Origin of the sequence: Diaphorobacter sp. HDW4A (assembly GCF_011305995.1) — a bacterium.
Classification (GTDB): domain Bacteria; phylum Pseudomonadota; class Gammaproteobacteria; order Burkholderiales; family Burkholderiaceae_C; genus Diaphorobacter_A.
Map to the genome: position 1 here is coordinate 6,182,056 of NZ_CP049910.1, position 18,454 is coordinate 6,200,509.

Genomic DNA, 18,454 nt, shown 5'->3' on the forward strand with positions numbered 1-18,454 from the left:
CGCATTTTTTTGATTTTCACCTTTTTTAGATATTGGCTGAACTATGGCTGTACTGATCTGTGGCTCTCTTGCCTACGACACCATCATGACCTTTGAGGGGCGCTTTGCCGAGCAGATCCTGCCCGATCAACTGCATATCCTGAACGTCTCGTTCTTCGTGCCCACACTGCGCCGTGACTTTGGCGGCTGTGCGGGCAACATCGCCTACGCGGTCAAGCTGCTCGGTGCCGAGCCGCTGCCGATGGCGGTGATCGGCCATGACGGCGTGGACTACCTCACGCGCATGAAGAGCCAAAACATCGACACGCGCTTCGTGACCAAGCTCGAGGAGCTGCACACCGCGCAGTGCATGATCATCACCGACCGCGACAACAACCAGATCAACGGCTTTCACCCCGGTGCGATGTCGATGGCGCACGAGAACAAGATCACGGCCGACATCGGCGCGTCGGTCGGCATCATCTCGCCGGATGGTCGCGACGCGATGCTGCAGCACGCCGAGCAGTTCAAGACGGCGGGCATTCCTTTCGTGTTCGACCCGGGTCAGGCGATGCCGATGTTCAACGGCGAAGAATTGCGCCACTTTATCGAACTGGCCACTTGGGTCACGGTGAATGACTATGAAGGCAAGATGCTGTGCGATCGCACAGGCTGGAGCGAGGCCGAGATTTCGCGCAAGGTGCGCGGTCTGGTCGTGACGCTTGGCGGCGAGGGCTGCGATGTCTGGGAAAACGGCGAGCAGCAGCGCGTCGCCCCGGTCAAGGCCAAGGACGTGGTGGACCCCACCGGCTGCGGCGATGCATGGCGCGGCGCGCTGCTCTTCGGTCTGGAGCGCGGCTGGGCACTGGCCAAGTGCGCGGAACTGGGCAACCGTATCGGCGCTTTGAAGATCGCCCAGCGCGGTCCGCAGAACTACACGCTGGATTTCACGCCCGAGGCCTGACCGCTATTGTTCAGCGCACACACCGCGCGGCGTGACATCATATGAAACCGCCCTGCTGTTAAAAGCAGGGCGGTTTTTTCTTGCAACTGCGGCAGTGGATTGCTCGCAACAATTGAAACTGACGTATCGATATACTGAATAGCACGTGTTCACACTGAGAAGGGGCGTGGACCACGGGCTGGGCTCGCGGGCTGGTTCCAGCATTCCATTCGTTGAAAGACTCGAACCTATGCAATGGATCTTGATGGTGGTCGGAGGGCTTCTTGGAGCACTGGATGGAGAGATGTTGGCCGGTGCACTGCTGGGACTTGCGATCGGGCTGGTGTGGGTCGTGCGGGGCCTGAGGCGTGAAAACGACGACCTGAGCAAAAAGCTCGACGTGATGCACAAGCGACTGGGGCGGGTCGAGCGATTCATGTTGGGTAGTGGCGGTTCCGAACCGATGCGCGAGGCACAAGAGGAGCAGGCGGTGCAGGCCACCGCCGTCACACAAGAGATCGGCGAAGCGCCTTCGTTCGAGTTCACTCCGGAGACTGAACCCGAGCCGATGTCGGTGCCTGAGCGGGTTGCTCCGGCGACGCCCGTGAGTGCCGTTGAGCAGCCGACCATCGCAGCGGTTCAGGTGACCGGTCTCTGGCAGAGCACAAGGGAAGCGGTTGCGGCCTCCGTAGAGAGGGCCGTTCCCGAAGCCGTGTCGGCGACAGAGACAGCGGCAGAGATCCAGGCATCTGCGCGCCAGGCCGAAATCGTCCGCAAGGCACCACCTGTGCCATCGGGGCCGTCCATTTTCGAGCGCGCATTTCTGGTGGCCAAGGGCTGGCTGTTTGGGGGCAACACGGTTTTGCGCATCGGCGTAGTGCTGCTGTTCATCGGCCTCGCATTCTTGCTTCGCTACGCGTCGGAGCGGGTGTCTCTGCCGGTTGAATATCGCTACGCGGGTGTAGCTTTCGCGGCCTTTGTGCTGCTGGCCATCGGCTGGCGGCTGCGCGAGAAACGCACCGCGTATGGGCTGATTTTGCAGGGCACGGGCATCGCGGTGCTGTATCTCACGATCTTCGCGGCGATGCGTCTGCACCCGCTGATATCGCCCAGTGTGGCGTTGGTGTTGTTGATTGTGGTGACCGCCTGCCTTGCCATGCTCGCGGTGCTGCAGAGCGCGATGGGGCTGGCGGTGGTCGCGGTGCTCGGTGGATTCGCCGCGCCGATTCTCACTTCGACCGGCAGTGGCAACCACGTGGCGCTGTTCAGCTACTTCGCGCTGCTGAACGCCGGTATCTTCGCCATTGCGTGGTTCCGCGCCTGGCGCTTGCTCAATCTGATCGGCTTCCTCGGCACCTTCGGCATCGGATTCGCATGGGGCATGCGTGCCTACAAGCCCGAGTTGTTCGCCAGCACCGAGCCGTTTCTGATCCTGTTTTTCCTGATGTATGTGGGCATCGGCCTGTTGTTTGCGCGGCGCAAGCTGATCGATGCAGCCACCGCGCCGCAGGATCGCCATGCGCTGCTGCGCTGGTCGGCGCGGCAGGCGGACTACATTGATGCCACCGTGCTGTTCGGCCCGCCCATTGTCGGTTTTGGTCTGCAGTGCGCGGTCATCGGCCACATCGAGTTCGGCATGGCCTTCAGTGCGCTGGCGCTGGGGCTGTTCTACATGGTTCTGGCGCGCGTGATGCATGGCGGCGCGGCGGCCAAGCGCACCTCGCTGCTGATGGAGGTCTATCTCGCGCTTGGCGTGATTTTCGGCACGCTGGCGATTCCGCTTGCGCTCGATGCACGCTGGACGGCCGCCGCTTGGGCGGTCGAGGGGGCGGGCATCTTCTGGCTGGGGCTGCGTCAACAGCGGCTTGTGGCGCGCATATTCGCGCTGTTCCTGCAAGTCGCTGCCGCCTGCGCTTTCCTCAGCGAAATCAGACTGGGTGGCCAGACGCTGCTCGACGGCGCTCCGCTCGGCGCGCTGATGGTGGGCGCGGCCTTTCTGTTCAGCTTTCTGCAACTGCGCCGCACTCCGCGCGAGTCGCTCGCGGGCTTCGAGCCCAAGGTCACGCCTGCGCTGGCGGTGCTCGGCCTCTCGTTTCTGTACCTGATCGCGCCGCTGTGCTTTGGCGTCAACTACACCGCGATGGCGTGGGCCGTGGCCGGACTTGCCACGCTGTACGCGGGGCTGCGTCTGCAGTCGCGCACATTCCTGTTCTGCGCGTTCGGCGTGCAGATTCTGGGCGCGATCCTGTTCTTCCTGAACATGGATGCGAGCGACGGGCAGGGCGGCGTGCTCGCCTCGGGCTGGCAGGGTTTGCTTAGCGCCATGCTCATCGGTCTGATGATGATCGCGGGCATGGTGCTCGCCGTGCGCGATCCGCATGTCAAGCAAGAAACCGCTCTGGTGCGCGGTGTGAATCTGGTGCTGCTGCTGGGGCTGGTGTTCGTCAATCTGGCCGTGCTGTTCGTGCTGCCGTGGCGCACCGCGAGCGCCGTCTGGGCCGCGAGCGGGCTGCTCATTCTCTGGCTGGGCCTGCTGCTGGGACAACGCCTGAGCTTCTATTTCGGCATCGCGCTGCAGGTGTTCGGCGGTGCGGCGTTCCTGAGTGTGGCGGCTCCCGCGCTTTTGCAGAGCGTGGCGAGCGAGGGCCTGCGCCCGCTTGCGCACAGTGGCTTCTGGACGCCTGCGCTGGTCAGCATCGCCGCGCTCGTCGGCGCATGGCGATTGCGTAAATCCGGTGCGAGCGAGCAGAACCTCGGCATTGGAGGCCTCAGCTTGCACGATCTATCGACGGTGCTGATGCTTTGGGGCGCGGTGTGGTGGGCGTTCGCCGTGCTTTGCGAAAACGTGCGCTTCGTTCCGCTTGCGCTGCGCGATTCCGTCTCGATTGCTGCGGCTTCCCTCACCGCTGCGATCTGGGGACTGGTCGCGCGCCGCGTGCGCTGGCGTGAGCTGGCGAGCCTCTGTCTTGCGCTCGCTCCTTGCGGATTGATGGTGCTGCTCAGCCTCTGGATGTCCGATCTGGAGCCGTTCGCCGATTGGCGTTGGGCGGCATGGCCGTTGCTGTTCGGGGTGCACCTGCTGTCGCTGCGTCTGCTTCCACCCCTGCTGCCCGCGCGCTTGCAGAGTGCCGCGCATGTGCTCGGTTGCTGGTTGCTGATCGGGGTGCTTGCGCTGGAGATGCGCCATCTCTTCGCCCTGCTGGCCGAGCAATACAACGCATGGCGCTGGCTGGGCTGGGCGCTGGTGCCCAGCGTCTATCTGCTGCTGATGGCGAGCCGTCTGCGCCTGCCCTGGCCGGTGCGTGACTTCGCGCGCGAGTACCGGCTGCATGCGGCCGCGCCCGTCGCGCTGGTCATGCTGTGCTGGTTCTGGCTCGCGAATCTGTTCAGCGATGGCGCGGCGCAGCCGCTGCCGTTCGTGCCGCTGGTGAATCCGCTCGAAATCGGCTTGTTGATCGTGCTGTTCGCGCTGTATCGCTGGAGCGCCAACTGCCTCGATGAGGTCGCGACCGACAAGGGCATGCTCAACCAGTCGCGGCAGGTGATCGCGGGGGCGTCGATCTTCGCGCTGCTCACGATGATGGTCTGCCGCGCCGCTCACCATCTGTTTGGCGTGCCGTTCGACGCGCAGGCCCTTGGCAACTCGATGCTGGTGCAGGCCGGGCTGTCGCTGGTCTGGACGCTGTTCGCGCTGGCGCTGACCATCGCGGGCACGCGCCTCGTGCGCCGCGATCTATGGATGACGGGCGCGGTGCTGGTCGGCATCGTGGTGGTCAAGATGTTCTTCATCGAACTGGGCAACAGCGGCAGCCTGGAGCGCATCATTTCCTTCATCGGGGTTGGCGTGCTGCTGCTGGTGGTTGGATACTTCTCGCCATTGCCGCCGCGCCGCGAGCAGGCGGTGCCCTCCGACCAGCCCGAGAAAGTGATTGCATGATGCGCGCCCTGTTCGTCCGTTTGGCCTGTTCGCTGGTGGTCGGTGCCGGTCTTTCCACAAGCGCCGTCAGCAAGGAGCAGCTTGCGGACTTCGGCCAGCGCCTGCCGCTCACCCTGCAGGGCGAGGGTCCGTGGTACGGCGTGGCGATTCCCATGGAGGTGCGGATGTCGGCGTCGCACGCCGATCTGAGTGACCTGCGCGTGTTTGATGCAGGCGGGGAGAGCGTACCCTTCGCGCTCGTGACCGACGCCGCCGCGCCTGCCACGAACACGCTGCGTGATGGTGGTCCGGTGCGATTGTTTCCGTTGCGCACGCCGGTGGCGGCAGGTGCCGCGCAGCCCGACATCCGGATCCAACAGAACGGCACCATCGTCGAGTTGCGCACGACGCGGCCCGCTACCGCAGCGAGTGCGGATCAGAAAGACAAGGTGTATGGCTGGCTGATCGACGCGAGCAAGATCGACTTTCCTCTGGAGCGATTGCAACTCGATTGGAGCAGCAGAGGTGAAGGCTTTCAGAGTTTCAGCATTGAGGCCAGCGACGATCTGCAGCGCTGGAGTCATTGGGGCAGCGGCCAGATCGCGCGCCTGAGTTTCGAGGGCGAGCGCCTCGACGTCAGCGAGATCAAGCTGTCAGGACAAAAGGCGCGCTATCTGCGGTTGCTGTGGCCGCGCGATGCGACAGCGGTGGAGGTGAAGAGCGCGCGCCTGCTCGGCAGCACACGGACCCGCTCTCCTGCGCCGCTTGCCTGGTCCGAGCCCATCGCAGGTCGGCTGGAAAAGGACGGCGAGTTTCGCTGGCAGCTTCCGCAGTCCCTGCCGCTGCAGCGGGTGCGCGTCGCACTCTCCAAGGAGGTGGAGTACACCGTCGCGCCGGTCGATCTGTCCGGACGCGATGTGCAGAAGTCCTCGTCCACGATGGCATCCCAGCGCCGTGAGCGCCAGGACAACTACTGGCGGCCGCTAGCACGTGGTGTGCTGTATCGCCTGCCCGTCGATGGGCGCACGGTGCAGGTCGACGAGCTGGAGATCGCGAGCTTCGAGCCAGTCAACGAGTTGCGCCTGCGCGTCGACAGCCGGGGTGCGGGACTGGGTGGCCAGGTGCCGCAGCTGAGCGTGGCGATGCCGTCGAGCCGGTTGGTGTTTCTCGCGCGTGACAAGGCCCCGTATGAACTGGCATTTGTCAACGCCAAGGCGCGTGCGGCCGATCTGCCATTGAACGTGCTGATCCCTGGCTACAACGATGACAAGCCGCCCGTGTGGGACCGCGCTTCGCTCGCACCGTTCAACTTGGCACAGGCAACTGCGGACGCGCAGTCTGCCGCGATCAAGGATGCTTCGGCGCGCGACTGGAAGAAGTACAGCCTGTGGGCGATGTTGCTTCTGGGTGTGGGCATGCTGGTACTGATGGCCAGCAGCCTGATCCGCAAGAAGTGAGCCACTGACGAATGCCGGTGATATTCGGCGAGGCCGAAAAAAAGCCCGGTGCTTTCACACCGGGCTTTGCTGTTTCCTGAAAGGAAGCTTGCCTGATTAGGGCTTGCCGCCTGTCGGGAAAGGCCACGCAGCCTGAGGATTCAGCGTGGTTTGTGCAGCAGGAGCGGCAGCAGCAGCGGCCGCAGGGGCAGCAGCGGCAGGCTTGGCAGCAGCCTTCTTCGAAGCCTTCTTGGCAGCAGGCTTCTTTGCAGCAGCCGGCTTCTTCGCAGCTACGGCCTTCTTGGCAGCAGCAGGCTTCTTCGCGGCAGCAGCCTTCTTGGCTGGGGCTGCCTTCTTTGCGGCTACGGCCTTCTTGGCTGGAGCTGCCTTCTTTGCGGCCACGGCCTTCTTGGCTGGAGCTGCCTTCTTTGCGGCTACGGCCTTCTTGGCTGGAGCTGCCTTCTTTGCGGCTACGGCCTTCTTGGCTGGAGCTGCCTTCTTCGCGGCTACGGCCTTCTTGGCTGGAGCTGCCTTCTTCGCGGCTACGGCCTTCTTGGCTGGAGCTGCCTTCTTCGCGGCTACGGCCTTCTTGGCTGGTGCAGCCTTCTTCGCAGGAGCAGCCTTCTTTGCAGCTACGGCCTTTTTCGCCGGAGCAGCCTTCTTGGCCACGGTTGCTTTCTTTGCAGGAGCTGCCTTCTTAGCAGCGGTCTTCTTCGCAGTTGCCATCATTTTCTCCTTGGGTCGATTAGCAAAGAGCACCCCGTGTCTACTTTGGACACAGAGCGATTCATGGCACCGGGATGTTGGATGTCCATCTCACTGCCACAAATACGGTAACACCCCCACACCCCGCCTCGTGCGGGCGTTGGGTTGTGAGGGTGTGAATTCAAGAACATGACCTGTGTTGTCTGGATTCTTCAATCCCAGGACAAGGCTCCACCGGATTGGTACTCGATGACTCGGGTCTCGAAGAAGTTGCGTTCTTTCTTCAAGTCGATCATCTCGCTCATCCAGGGGAACGGATTTTCTTCATTGGGGTACAGCGCTTCGAGGCCGATCTGCGTCGCACGACGGTTGGCGATGTAGCGCAGGTAGCTCTTGAACATCGACGCGTTCAGACCCAGTACGCCGCGCGGCATGGTGTCTTCGGCGTACGCGTATTCGAGTTCGACGGCCTTCTGGAACAGACCCTTGATCTCTTCCTTGAATTCGGGAGTCCACAGATGCGGGTTCTCGAGTTTCAGCTGGTTGATCAGGTCGATGCCAAAATTACAGTGCATCGACTCATCGCGCAGGATGTATTGGTATTGCTCGGCTGCGCCGGTCATCTTGTTCTGGCGACCCAGCGCCAGAATCTGCGTGAAACCGACGTAGAAGAACAGACCTTCCATCAGGCAGGCGAAAACGATGAGTGACTTGAGCAGCGTCTGATCGTCTTCGGGTGTGCCAGTGTTGAAGTTCGGATCCATGATCGCTTCGATGAAGGGGATCAGGAACTCGTCCTTGTCGCGGATCGACTTGACTTCGTTGTACGCGTTGAAGATCTCGGACTCATCGAGGCCGAGCGATTCGACGATGTACTGGTAGGCGTGCGTGTGGATCGCTTCCTCGAACGCTTGGCGCAGCAGGAACTGGCGGCATTCGGGTGCGGTGATGTGGCGATACGTGCCGAGCACGATGTTGTTGGCGGCCAGCGAGTCTGCGGTCACGAAGAAGCCGAGATTGCGCTTGACGATGCGGCGCTCGTCTTCTGTCAGGCCGTTCGGATCTTTCCACAACGCGATGTCGCGCGTCATGTTCACTTCCTGCGGCATCCAGTGGTTGGCGCAGGTGGCGAGGTATTTTTCCCAGGCCCACTTGTACTTGAAGGGGACCAGTTGGTTGACGTCGGTCTTGGCGTTGATGATGCGCTTGTCGGCGGCATTCACGCGCTTGCGAGCAGCGGGTGCAGATGCTTCAGCGGAAGGCGCAGCACCTTGCGGAGAGGTGGATGCAACGGTCTGAAGCGCGGGCGTTGATCCGAGGCGGTTGTCATACGAACCGCCTTCCGTTTGATTTTGCGATGAGGGCTTGACTTCTTCGTCCCAGGTCAGCATACGTTTTCCAGTGCTCGAATTATGAAAGCAGCGACTCAAAAAGAAAAGCGCTGCGGCGTTGCTTCGCCAAATATTTTGCGTGGAGGCGCGTGCGCTCCGATGTGAAGCACTTCAAACGCACGCACAAAACGCCTTATTGACAGGCCTCGCAGCCCGGATCATCGATCGCGCAGAACTTGATATCGGTGGCTGGAACGCTTTCGTTCTGTGCACGTGCAGCAGCGGCTGCTGCCTCCAAAGCGTTGACTGGCGCGGCTTTCGGGGCTGCGGCAGAATTTTGCTCGTTGCCACTCGACACGGCGTTGAGTTGTCGTCCACTCACCGTGCTCATCTCCACATGCGTCGCAGATTGCGTGCGCAGGTAGTACGTGGTTTTAAGACCACGAACCCATGCGAGCTTGTAGGTCTCATCGAGCTTTTTACCCGATGCACCTGCCATGTAGATGTTCAAACTCTGTGCTTGATCGATCCATTTCTGGCGACGCGATGCGGCTTCGACCAACCATGTCGGCGAAACTTCGAACGCGGTGGCGTAGAGATCCTTCACGGCTTGCGGCACGCGATCGATCGGTTGCAGCGAGCCCTTGAAGTGCTTCAGGTCCATCACCATCACGTCATCCCACAGACCGAGGCGCTGCAGATCGCGCACCAGATATTGGTTGACGACGGTGAACTCGCCCGACAGATTCGACTTGACCGACAGATTGCCGAACGATGGCTCGATCGATGCGTCCACGCCAACGATGTTGGAGATGGTCGCGGTCGGTGCAATCGCTACGCAGTTGGAGTTGCGCATGCCGTCCTTGGCGATCTTTTTGCGCAGAGCTTCCCAGTCGAGCGTCGACGAGCGATCCACTTCAACGTAGCCGCCGCGTTCCTTGGCCAGCAGTTCCACCGAGTCGATCGGCAGAATGCCGCGCGACCACAGCGAGCCTTCATACGTGGAGTACGTGCCGCGCTCCTTGGCCAGCTCGCTCGATGCGAAGTAGGCGTAGTAGCAGATGGCTTCCATCGATTCGTCGGCGAATTGCACGGCGGCGTCGCTGGCGTAAGGGATGCGCATTTCATACAGCGCGTCCTGGAAGGCCATCAGGCCCATGCCCACCGGACGGTGGCGCATGTTGGAGTCCTTGGCCTTCTGCACGGCGTAGTAGTTGATGTCGATGACGTTGTCGAGCATGCGCATTGCGGTGCTGATGGTCTTCTTCAGCTTGTCGTGATCAACCTTGCCGTCCGTGATGTGACGCGACAGGTTCACCGAGCCCAGGTTGCAGACGGCGGTTTCGGTGTCGCTGGTGTTCAGCGTGATTTCCGTGCACAGGTTGGACGAGTGCACCACGCCCACGTGTTGCTGAGGCGAGCGGATGTTGCAAGGATCCTTGAACGTGATCCATGGGTGACCGGTCTCGAACAGCATCGAGAGCATCTTGCGCCACAGGTCGTTGGCAGGAATCTGCTTCGAGAGGCGCAGCTCGCCGGCCGCAGCCTTGGCTTCGTAGGCGGAGTAGGCCTTCTCGAATGCACCGCCATACAGGTCGTGCAGATCGGGAACATCGGCGGGGCTGAACAGCGTCCAGGTGCCTTTTTCCATCACGCGCTTCATGAACAGGTCTGGAATCCAGTTGGCCGTGTTCATGTCGTGCGTGCGGCGGCGGTCGTCGCCGGTGTTCTTGCGCAGCTCGAGGAATTCTTCGATATCGAGGTGCCATGTTTCCAGGTAAGTGCAGACTGCGCCCTTGCGCTTGCCACCCTGGTTCACCGCGACGGCGGTGTCGTTCACCACTTTGAGGAACGGAACCACGCCTTGCGATTCGCCGTTCGTGCCCTTGATGTGCGAACCCAGCGCGCGCACACGGGTCCAGTCGTTGCCGAGACCGCCTGCAAACTTGGAGAGCAGGGCGTTTTCCTTGATCGACTCATAGATGCCATCCAGATGGTCCGGCACAGTGGTCAGGTAGCACGACGAGAGTTGCGAGCGCAGCGTGCCGCTGTTGAACAGCGTTGGCGTGGACGACATGAAGTCGAACGACGACAGCACTTCGTAGAACTCGATGGCGCGGGCGTTCTTGTCGGCTTCGTTCAGCGACAGGCCCATCGCCACGCGCATGAAGAAGGCTTGCGGCAGTTCAATGCGGGTCTTGCGCACGTGCAGGAAGTAGCGGTCGTACAGCGTCTGCAGACCGAGGTAGTCGAACTGCTGGTCGCGCTCGGCCTTCAGGGCGGCACCCAGACGTTGCAGGTCGAATTCCTTCAGGAGACGCTCGTCGAGCAACTCGTTGTCCACGCCCTTCTGGATGAATTGCGGGAAGTACTCGGCATAGGCTGCCGGCATTTCTGCGGGCGTCACGTCGCGGCCCAGAATTTCGCGCACGATGGTGTGCAGCAGCAGGCGGGCTGTGGCGTAGGTGTAGCCGGGGTCTTTTTCGATCTTGGTGCGCGCGGCCAGAATCGCCGCCTTGAACACTTCGTCCATCGGCACGCCGTCGTACAGATTGCGCATCGTCTCGGTCACGATGGGCGCAGCCGTCACGTGCTCGCCGATATTGGCGCAGGCCGATTCGATCAACGCGTGCAGACGAAGCACGTCGAGTTCCACGCGCTGGCCGTTTTCCAGCACATGCATGGTCGGCACTTGCGGCAGCAGCTGTTCGCGGCGCTCGGCGCGTTCCTGCTTGCGGGCTTCGCGGTACAGCACGTAGGCCCGGGCGACTTCGTGGTGGCCGCCGCGCATCAGGCCGAGTTCGACCTGGTCCTGCACGTCTTCAATGTGGAAGGTGCCGCCGCCTGGGCGCGAACGGGTCAGGGCGTGCACGACCGCCTGAGTGAGGTTGTCCACGACTTCGCGGATGCTGGCCGATGCCGCGCCCTGCGCGCCGTGTGTTGCCAGAAACGCCTTCATCATCGCCACGGCGATCTTTTGTGGCTCGAACGGAACCACGGCGCCGTTGCGGCGGATGATCTGGAACTGGGTGTAGTTTCCGGCGATCGCTGGTGCCTTTGCGGCAGCAGAAGAAGTGGATTGAGCGAGCGCAGGGCTCACCTCATTGGCTGGGGTCTGTACAGCTTGCATGTAGTCCTCTTGTATTGCGTTCGAAGGCGGCTGTGCAGGCCTGGATCAGCTGCAAGGGCCTTCGGGTGTGATGTATCACTGGTTGCCGTGACACACTATATCTGGGGTGTCCGAAGTCATCAAGACACTACCTGTAGTGTATCCGCTGCAGGGTGGTGTTCGGGCGAAATTGACAATTTGTGGTCTGCAAAGGGCCCGCATGTCGGTGCGCGACGGGTTGTGCTGACAGTGTTTGCGAACGGGAATCACCAGTTGATGCGATCTATCCGGCAATACGCTCCGCTAGCCCGCATGCATCGGGAAAAAGTAGAGCGGGAAAAATCCGGAGATGGCCAACTGTGAAAACCACAGAGGGGTGACGGTTGCTAAGGTTGTAGTGGAAACCACCAACCTAGATCACACAAATTGTTTCGCATTTTTTGCCATTCGAATCCGGCTCCGGGATCACCCTTGCGCGCGGGCGCAATGTGCTCATGTCCGGCGATGTAGCGGATCGAATAGCGTTGGGCAAGAGCTTTGCACAGCATGGTCAGCGCGGTGTATTGCGCCTCGGCAAAACTCTCGCCTTCCAATCCTTCCAGTTCAATGCCGATCGAGTCGTCATTGCAGTTGTCGCGTGCTCGCCAGTGCGAACGACCGGCATGCCACGCGCGCCGATCACAGTTGACAAACTGGGTGATTGTCCCACTTCTTCCGATCACGAAGTGACTGGAAACCTCTATGCCGCGTATGGTGTTGAAGTAGGGATCTGCATCCCAATCGAGTTTGTTGGTAAAGAGGCGCTCGATGTCGCCCGTTCCATATTGGCCCGGCGGCAGGCTGATGGAGTGCACGACAACGAGGTCGATCTCGGCACCTTCCGGGCGAGGGCCATGGTTGGGCGATTCGACGCGATGGGCCTTGGCGTACCAACCGCCCTGCCAGGCGTTGGCTGGCTTATTCGCTTTCGACATGGTCCGTGCCGCCTTCGGCCTCGGAGATGTTCAGCCGTTCGATGCGGTAGCGGATCTGGCGCAGGCTAATGCCCAGGCGTGCAGCCGTCGCAGTGCGGTTGAAGCCGGATTCGCGCAGCGCACGCACAAGGATGTCGCGCTCCTGCTTGTCGAGCCAGGCCTGCAGGTCATTGGGCAGTGCGGTGTTGGCGGGATAGGGCGGTGGCGCACCTGCCGGCAGCATCTCCGCGCGCTCGCTCGCATCGCTGTACTTGACCACGAGGGGTGAGGGCTCTGTCGGTGCAGCAGGCGCCGGGGCAGGTTCAGGCGTTGCACTGGCAGTGGGTGGATCGACGAACAGCTCGTCGCCATCGCTGAGCGCGACCGCGCGGTGCAGCAGATTTTCCAGCTCGCGCACATTGCCCGGCAGTGGGTGCATGGCGATGCGTCGCAGTGCGTTGCCGGTGAGACGGGGCACGGGCACGCCCGAATCCTGCTCGATGCGCTGTAGCAGCGCGCGGCACAGGTCGGGCAGATCCTCGCGGCGTTCGCGCAGCGGCGGAATTAGCAGTTCGATAACATTCAGGCGGTAGTACAAGTCCTGACGGAATGTGCCGGCCTGCACCTCGGCAGCAAGGTTCTTGTGCGTGGCGCTCACGATGCGCACATCGACGGTCTCTTCCTGTGTCGCGCCGAGCGGCCTGATGCTGCGCTCCTGAATGGCGCGCAGCAGCTTGGACTGCATGGCAAGCGGCAGATCGCCAATCTCGTCAAGGAACAGGGTGCCGCCCTGTGCGGCCTGGAAGAATCCATCGCGATCCGCCGTCGCGCCGGTGTATGAGCCCTTGCGTGCGCCGAAGAACTCGGCTTCGAGCAGATTCTCTGGAATGGCGCTGCAGTTCACTGCGATCATCGGGCCATCGGAGCGTTGGCTGCTGCCGTGCAGCGCGCGCGCGACCAGCTCTTTGCCGGTGCCGGACTCGCCGCGTACCAATACTGGCGCCATGCTGCGCGCTACCTTGGCGATGCGCTGCTTTACATTGCGCATGGCTTCGGATTCGCCGATCAATTGGCGCAGCATGGGCGACACCGTTGATGATTCGTTCTCGGCGGTGGGCCTGTTCTCCGTTCCCTGAACTCGCAGGCTGGCCGCAGGTTGGCCGGGAGCCGGAACGCCGCCCGTGCCCTGCACGGCGGACGCAACTACCGAGCGAAACTGCTTGAGATCGACCGGCTTGGTCAGATAGTCGAACGCTCCGGCGCGCAGCGCTTCCACCGCATTTTCCGCTGAACCGTATGCGGTCATCACCACGCAACGCTCGCGCCTCTGGGACTCACGCAGTTGCAGGAGCACTTCCATGCCATAGCCGTCGGGCAATCGCATGTCGGAGATCACCACGTCGAATTGCTGCACGCGCAATTGCTGGCGCGCCTCTGCCACCGAACCGGCCGTTTCGACGCGATAGCCCTCGCGCAGGAGCGTGAGCTCGTAGAGCGTTCTCAGATCGGGTTCGTCGTCAATGACAAGGATGGAAGCGGCGTATGCAGGCATGTATTCGGTGAAGTATCAGACCATGATTGTGTCAAAAAGCGAAGGCGTCCCTGGAAGCTGCAGCGATTTGCGGAAGGTGACGATGAACGCGTTGCCTTCGATCTCGCCGCGATGCAGGGCCTGAGAGCGGCGCTCGTAACGGATGGAAGCGCCATGGCGGCTGCACAGTTCTCTGCTGATGTAGAGGCCGAGTCCGCTGGAGCGGCTTTCCGAGGAGAAGAAAGGCTCGAACAGATGCTGCTCCACCGATTTTTCGAGCGGTGCTCCGTCGCTCCAGACCTCCACAAAGGCGAGTCCGTCGGGCGTGGTGCCGGTGTGGATGTACATCGAATCGGGATGCGGGCCCATGTAGCGCAGCGCGTTGTCCATGAGATTCACCAGCACGCGGCGCAGATGGTCGATGTCGAAATTCACCTGCATGTCCGGCGTGTTCAGCGTGAGCAGGGCGTGGCGGCGTTGCACGTCATGTGCCTGCCAATCGCTGACGATCTGTGAGACCGTGGCGTCGAGATCGATCGGCGAGGCAGGCACGTTGTCGATCTGGTGGCGTACCCGGGCGATGTCCAGCACCTCTTCAGTGATACGGGTGAGCCGCTCGGCATTCTGCTTCACCATCTGGCTCAGGCGCCGTTGCATGGGGTCCGTCAGGTCTTCTTCCAACAGCGCATTGGCCTGGATGATGGCCGCCAGCGGATTGCGGATTTCATGCGCCACGGCGGCTGACATGCGACCCATCGCGGCGAGCTTCTCGGTGCGCAGACGTGCCTCCATCTCGCGCAGATCCTGCAGAAAGACCACACAGAGCGGATCCGTGATTTCGCCGGAGGGGTTGCTCGCGGGCTGAAAGGCGTGGTGCGTGGTCAGCCAGGTGCGAGCACGCAGGCCCATGGGGCTGTGGCCAGGGTGGACGATGTCGATATCGGCGGATTGCTGTGTGCCGCTCACAAAGGTGAGGCGCACGAGCTCGAGCAAGGGCACCCAGTTGACCAGCGGACGCAGATCGAAGGGCATGGTGCCGGAAATCGCGTCGCCCATCAGCAGCCGCGCCGATGGGTTGACCAGGCGCACTTGGCTTTGATGGTCCATCACCAGCACGCCTTCGGCCAGATGTTGCATCACGAGCGCGCTCACATCCTCCTGCGTTTGTGCCGCCATGCGGCTGCGCTGGGCGATTTCATGCTCGGAGCGCAGCTTGACCGAGAGCTGATGCGCCAAATACGTGACGATGAAGAAGCCGACGCCCGTGAGTGCCGCTTGTATATAGCGCTGCGTCGGGTCACCCAGATTCTTCTGGTCGGCGAACAGGGCTGCCGCGAGCATCACGATGGTGATCAACGAGGTGGTGCCCAGTGCAGTCATGAGCGTGCCCAGCATCCCGGCCATCAGCACTGGCAGCGCAAAGAGTGGCGTGAAGCTCAGCGTGTCGCTGCCGATGAACTGCAGAAGGCTGAAGATGACGATGTCCACGCCGATGGTAGGCAGCCACTGCACGCCCGGCTGGGGCGAGGGCACGGTGCGCGAGACGATGCGCACGGCCAGCGTCAGCGCCAGATAGCCAAGGCAGGCGGCGAGCGTGTCGGGATTGGTGGGGACATGCCAGATCAGTCCCGCACCCTGCTGCATGGCCAGCAGCAGAGCGACCATCACCCGGCCGTTCAGGAACGCGAGCCAGATGCGCAGAAAGGTGTTGTTGCCGGAGCGTGGGCTGTGCAGCACGGATTTTTCCAGATCCAATAGCGGCGACTCAGGCCGGGCCCTGGCGCTGATGTTCGACGCTGCAGTAATGCTTGCCGCCTTGCTCGAGCGCTTCGGTCTTGGGCATCATCAAGCCGCAGTGCGCGCAGGGCACCATCTCCTGCGGAATGCGCGGAGGAGCGTTCGTCGGGTTGCGGTGGGGTGGTGTGGCGGAGCCGCTGTCGATGCGCTGCTTGCGCCAGATGTTGTAGGCGATGATCAGAACGATCAGGACGAGAAGGTATTTCATGTTCGTTCAAACCCCGGCGCGCACCAGCAGCACTTCCATCACGAAGCGCGAACCCGCATAGGCGAGCAGCAGCAGCGCCGCGCCCGCATACAGCATGCGCACGGCGCTGTGGCCGCGCCAGCCGAAGCGCGAGCGGCCGATCAGCAGCACGGCGAAGGTGATCCACGAGAGCACCGAGAACACCGATTTGTGGTCCCAGACCCAGGCACGGCCGTACAGCACCTCGCCGAAGAACCAACCCGCGATCAGAGTGGCTGTCAGCACCACGAAGCCCGCCGTCACGAAACGGAAAGTCAGGCGCTCGAGCGTGAGCAGCGGCATGCCGCTCGGGGAATCGGCGGCGAGGCGGATCTGCTTTTCGGTGCGCGTCATCAGCCAGGCGTGCACCACGGCTGCGGCGAACAATCCGTAGGAAGCGATGCCCAGTGTGAGGTGCAGCGGCAACCAGGGTGAGGACAGCGCATGCAGCGGCTTGCCCGGAAACAGTGCGGCGATCAGCACGATGGCCGCGCCGAGCAGGGACAGCACCCAGAGCGCGCGCAACTGTGGAAAGAACTGGCGCTCCACCAGATAGGCGACCAGCATCAGCCAAGCGGTCATTGAGAGCGCGGAGGCAAAACCGAAATGAGGGGAGACACCCATCAGGCCCCAGGCAATCGAGGCACCGTGCAACACCCAAGCCGCGATCAGCGCCATTCGTGCCTGAGACGAGGAAAATCTGGAGCCCGCAATGGCTGAGATCACGTAGGCCACAGCCGTCGCCAAGGCCAATAGCCATCCGAGTGGTGAAGCACTGGGTAAAATCATAGACTTACAGTTTAGCCTTTCGCCCGCGTTCGTCGGGCCAAACATTGCAGCATCCTGCGCCTGACGGCCTGAATGCTGCCCTTGGAGCATTTGCATGGCTTCCGCGCTCACCGATAAATTATCACGACTCGTCAAGGAGATGCGTGGCCAGGCCCGCATCACCGAATCCAACGTGCAGGACATGCTGCGCGAAGTGCGCATGGCACTGCTTGAAGCCGACGTGGCCCTGCCCGTGGTGCGGGACTTCGTCGCCCGCGTCAAGGAAAAGGCGCTCGGCCAGGAAGTCCTTGGCAGCCTGAAGCCCGGCCAGGCGCTGGTCGGCATCGTCAATGCCGAACTCGCCGCCACCATGGGCGAGGGCATTTCCGACATCAACCTCAACGCCCAGCCGCCCGCCGTCATCCTGATGGCCGGTCTGCAGGGCGCTGGTAAAACCACCACGACCGCCAAGCTCGCCAAGCACCTGATCGACAAGCGCAAGAAAAAGGTGCTGACGGTCTCGGGCGACGTGTACCGCCCGGCCGCCATCGAACAGCTCAAGACGGTGACCGCGCAGGCAGGTGCCGAATGGTTCCCGTCCTCGCCCGATCAGAAGCCGCGCGACATCGCTTTGGCTGCGCTCGACTACGCCAAGAAGCATTATTTCGACGTGCTGTTGGTCGACACGGCCGGCCGTCTGGCTATCGATGAATTGTTGATGCAGGAAATCAAGGACCTGCATGGCATCCTGAAACCGGTTGAAACTCTGTTCGTGGTCGACGCCATGCAGGGCCAGGACGCGATCAACACCGCCAAGGCCTTCAAGGAAGCGCTGCCGCTCACCGGCATCGTGCTCACCAAGCTCGACGGCGACTCGCGCGGTGGCGCGGCGCTGTCCGTGCGCCAGATCACTGGCGCGCCGATCAAGTTCGCCGGTGTCTCCGAAAAGATCGACGGCCTTGAGGTATTCGACGCTACCCGCCACGCCCAACGCGTTCTCGGCATGGGCGACATCGTCGCGCTGGTCGAGCAGGTTACCAAGGGCGTGGACATGGAGGCCGCGCAGAAGTTGGCCGAAAAGGTCAAGAGCGGCGACGGCTTCGATCTGAATGACTTCCTCGCGCAGCTCCAGCAGATGAAGCAGATGGGCGGCCTCTCCACTCTGATGGACAAGCTGCCCTCCGAACTCGCCGGAAAAGCTGGTCAGGTCGACATGGACAAGGCTGAACGCGAAGTGCGCCGCAAGGAAGGCATCATCTGCTCGATGACCATGAAGGAGCGCAAGCATCCCGCCCTCATCAAGGCCACCCGCAAGAAGCGCATCGCTGACGGCGCAGGTGTGCAGGTTCAGGAAGTGAATCGCCTGCTCAAGGAATTCGAGCAGATGCAGACCATGATGAAGAAGATGAAGGGCGGCGGCCTCATGAAGATGATGAAGCGCATGGGGGGGATGAAGAACATGATGGGCGGCGGAGGCATGCCCAAGATGCCGTTCTGATCTTTCTCGACGTTTTTTTGAACGTCGGGGGCATTGTGGATTTTTCGGCTTCTGTGGCGGTGCTGGCAGCGGAGGCCGGGACTGCCCCGGCGGGGCAGTAACTTTTTGGTCTTGCCCAAAAAGTCACCAAAAATGCGCTTCGAATACCTCCGGCGGAACTCGCGGCGTTCCTTCGTCACTCTGCTCGGGTAGCCGCCGGAAATCAGTCTGGAAGAGGTGTTTGCGGCACATCGCTGCGCTCGTGCCGGGGTGTTTGCATAGC

The 18,454-nt window shown here is 62.1% G+C and carries 12 protein-coding genes; 4 read left to right on the forward strand and 8 right to left on the reverse strand.

Features of this window, described 5'->3' with window-relative positions:
* Positions 1-43 precede the first annotated feature (43 nt).
* From G7047_RS28120 to G7047_RS28130, 3 genes are all read left to right on the forward strand, one after another.
* Positions 44-943 carry a carbohydrate kinase family protein gene (locus G7047_RS28120; RefSeq protein WP_166311586.1) on the forward strand — a complete coding sequence of 300 codons (900 nt, stop codon included), beginning with the start codon at positions 44-46 and terminating at the stop codon, positions 941-943.
* Between the two features lie 229 nt (positions 944-1,172).
* A complete protein-coding gene (locus tag G7047_RS28125) occupies positions 1,173-4,859 on the forward strand; it encodes a DUF2339 domain-containing protein (protein WP_166311587.1) in 3,687 nt (1,228 codons plus the stop codon).
* Entirely contained in the window at positions 4,856-6,295 is a 1,440-nt protein-coding gene (locus tag G7047_RS28130) for a DUF3999 domain-containing protein (RefSeq protein WP_166311588.1), read from the forward strand. Before G7047_RS28125 ends, G7047_RS28130 begins: the two co-directional genes overlap by 4 nt.
* A 96-nt stretch (positions 6,296-6,391) precedes the next feature.
* Here G7047_RS28130 and G7047_RS28135 read toward each other — a convergent pair whose 3' ends face one another.
* From G7047_RS28135 to G7047_RS28170, 8 genes are all read right to left on the reverse strand, one after another.
* Positions 6,392-7,000 (reverse strand): histone, encoded by a 609-nt coding sequence (locus tag G7047_RS28135; RefSeq protein WP_166311589.1) that lies wholly within the window; start codon positions 6,998-7,000, stop codon positions 6,392-6,394.
* Positions 7,001-7,191: 191 nt separating this feature from the next.
* A complete protein-coding gene (locus tag G7047_RS28140; protein WP_166311590.1) occupies positions 7,192-8,370 on the reverse strand; it encodes a ribonucleotide-diphosphate reductase subunit beta in 1,179 nt (392 codons plus the stop codon).
* Positions 8,371-8,503: 133 nt separating this feature from the next.
* The gene (locus tag G7047_RS28145) at positions 8,504-11,440 is read right to left on the reverse strand and encodes a ribonucleoside-diphosphate reductase subunit alpha (RefSeq protein ID WP_166311591.1); all 2,937 of its coding nucleotides are present in this window, start codon (positions 11,438-11,440) and stop codon (positions 8,504-8,506) included.
* Between the two features lie 365 nt (positions 11,441-11,805).
* The gene (ampD, locus tag G7047_RS28150; protein ID WP_166311592.1) at positions 11,806-12,393 is read right to left on the reverse strand and encodes a 1,6-anhydro-N-acetylmuramyl-L-alanine amidase AmpD; all 588 of its coding nucleotides are present in this window, start codon (positions 12,391-12,393) and stop codon (positions 11,806-11,808) included.
* Positions 12,377-13,924 carry a sigma-54 dependent transcriptional regulator gene (locus G7047_RS28155; protein WP_166311593.1) on the reverse strand — a complete coding sequence of 516 codons (1,548 nt, stop codon included), beginning with the start codon at positions 13,922-13,924 and terminating at the stop codon, positions 12,377-12,379. Before G7047_RS28155 ends, ampD begins: the two co-directional genes overlap by 17 nt.
* A gap of 15 nt (positions 13,925-13,939) precedes the next feature.
* Positions 13,940-15,640, reverse strand: a complete 1,701-nt coding sequence (locus G7047_RS28160; protein WP_240939293.1) for a HAMP domain-containing sensor histidine kinase — start codon at positions 15,638-15,640, stop codon at positions 13,940-13,942.
* A 28-nt stretch (positions 15,641-15,668) separates the two neighbouring features.
* Positions 15,669-15,908: a PP0621 family protein gene (locus G7047_RS28165; protein ID WP_166311594.1), complete on the reverse strand. Its 240-nt coding sequence runs from the start codon at positions 15,906-15,908 to the stop codon at positions 15,669-15,671.
* 6 nt (positions 15,909-15,914) lie between these two features.
* Positions 15,915-16,715, reverse strand: a complete 801-nt coding sequence (locus tag G7047_RS28170) for an inner membrane protein YpjD (RefSeq protein ID WP_166311595.1) — start codon at positions 16,713-16,715, stop codon at positions 15,915-15,917.
* 94 nt (positions 16,716-16,809) lie between these two features.
* Between G7047_RS28170 and ffh the strand changes: the two genes are divergently transcribed.
* Positions 16,810-18,192 carry a signal recognition particle protein gene (gene ffh / locus G7047_RS28175; RefSeq protein WP_166311596.1) on the forward strand — a complete coding sequence of 461 codons (1,383 nt, stop codon included), beginning with the start codon at positions 16,810-16,812 and terminating at the stop codon, positions 18,190-18,192.
* The last annotated feature ends 262 nt before the right edge of the window (positions 18,193-18,454 follow it).

Excerpts from the sequence above, each read along its gene's own strand:
- G7047_RS28155 (WP_166311593.1), bottom strand. The coding sequence starts at position 13,924 with ATGCCTGCATACGCCGCTTCCATCCTTGTCATTGACGACGAACCCGAT.
- G7047_RS28140 (WP_166311590.1), bottom strand. The coding sequence starts at position 8,370 with ATGCTGACCTGGGACGAAGAAGTCAAGCCCTCATCGCAAAATCAAACG.
- G7047_RS28130 (WP_166311588.1), top strand. The coding sequence starts at position 4,856 with ATGATGCGCGCCCTGTTCGTCCGTTTGGCCTGTTCGCTGGTGGTCGGT.
- ffh (WP_166311596.1), top strand. The coding sequence starts at position 16,810 with ATGGCTTCCGCGCTCACCGATAAATTATCACGACTCGTCAAGGAGATG.
- G7047_RS28145 (WP_166311591.1), bottom strand. The coding sequence starts at position 11,440 with ATGCAAGCTGTACAGACCCCAGCCAATGAGGTGAGCCCTGCGCTCGCT.
- G7047_RS28135 (WP_166311589.1), bottom strand. The coding sequence starts at position 7,000 with ATGGCAACTGCGAAGAAGACCGCTGCTAAGAAGGCAGCTCCTGCAAAG.
- ampD (WP_166311592.1), bottom strand. The coding sequence starts at position 12,393 with ATGTCGAAAGCGAATAAGCCAGCCAACGCCTGGCAGGGCGGTTGGTAC.
- G7047_RS28125 (WP_166311587.1), top strand. The coding sequence starts at position 1,173 with ATGCAATGGATCTTGATGGTGGTCGGAGGGCTTCTTGGAGCACTGGAT.
- G7047_RS28165 (WP_166311594.1), bottom strand. The coding sequence starts at position 15,908 with ATGAAATACCTTCTCGTCCTGATCGTTCTGATCATCGCCTACAACATC.
- G7047_RS28120 (WP_166311586.1), top strand. The coding sequence starts at position 44 with ATGGCTGTACTGATCTGTGGCTCTCTTGCCTACGACACCATCATGACC.
- G7047_RS28170 (WP_166311595.1), bottom strand. The coding sequence starts at position 16,715 with ATGATTTTACCCAGTGCTTCACCACTCGGATGGCTATTGGCCTTGGCG.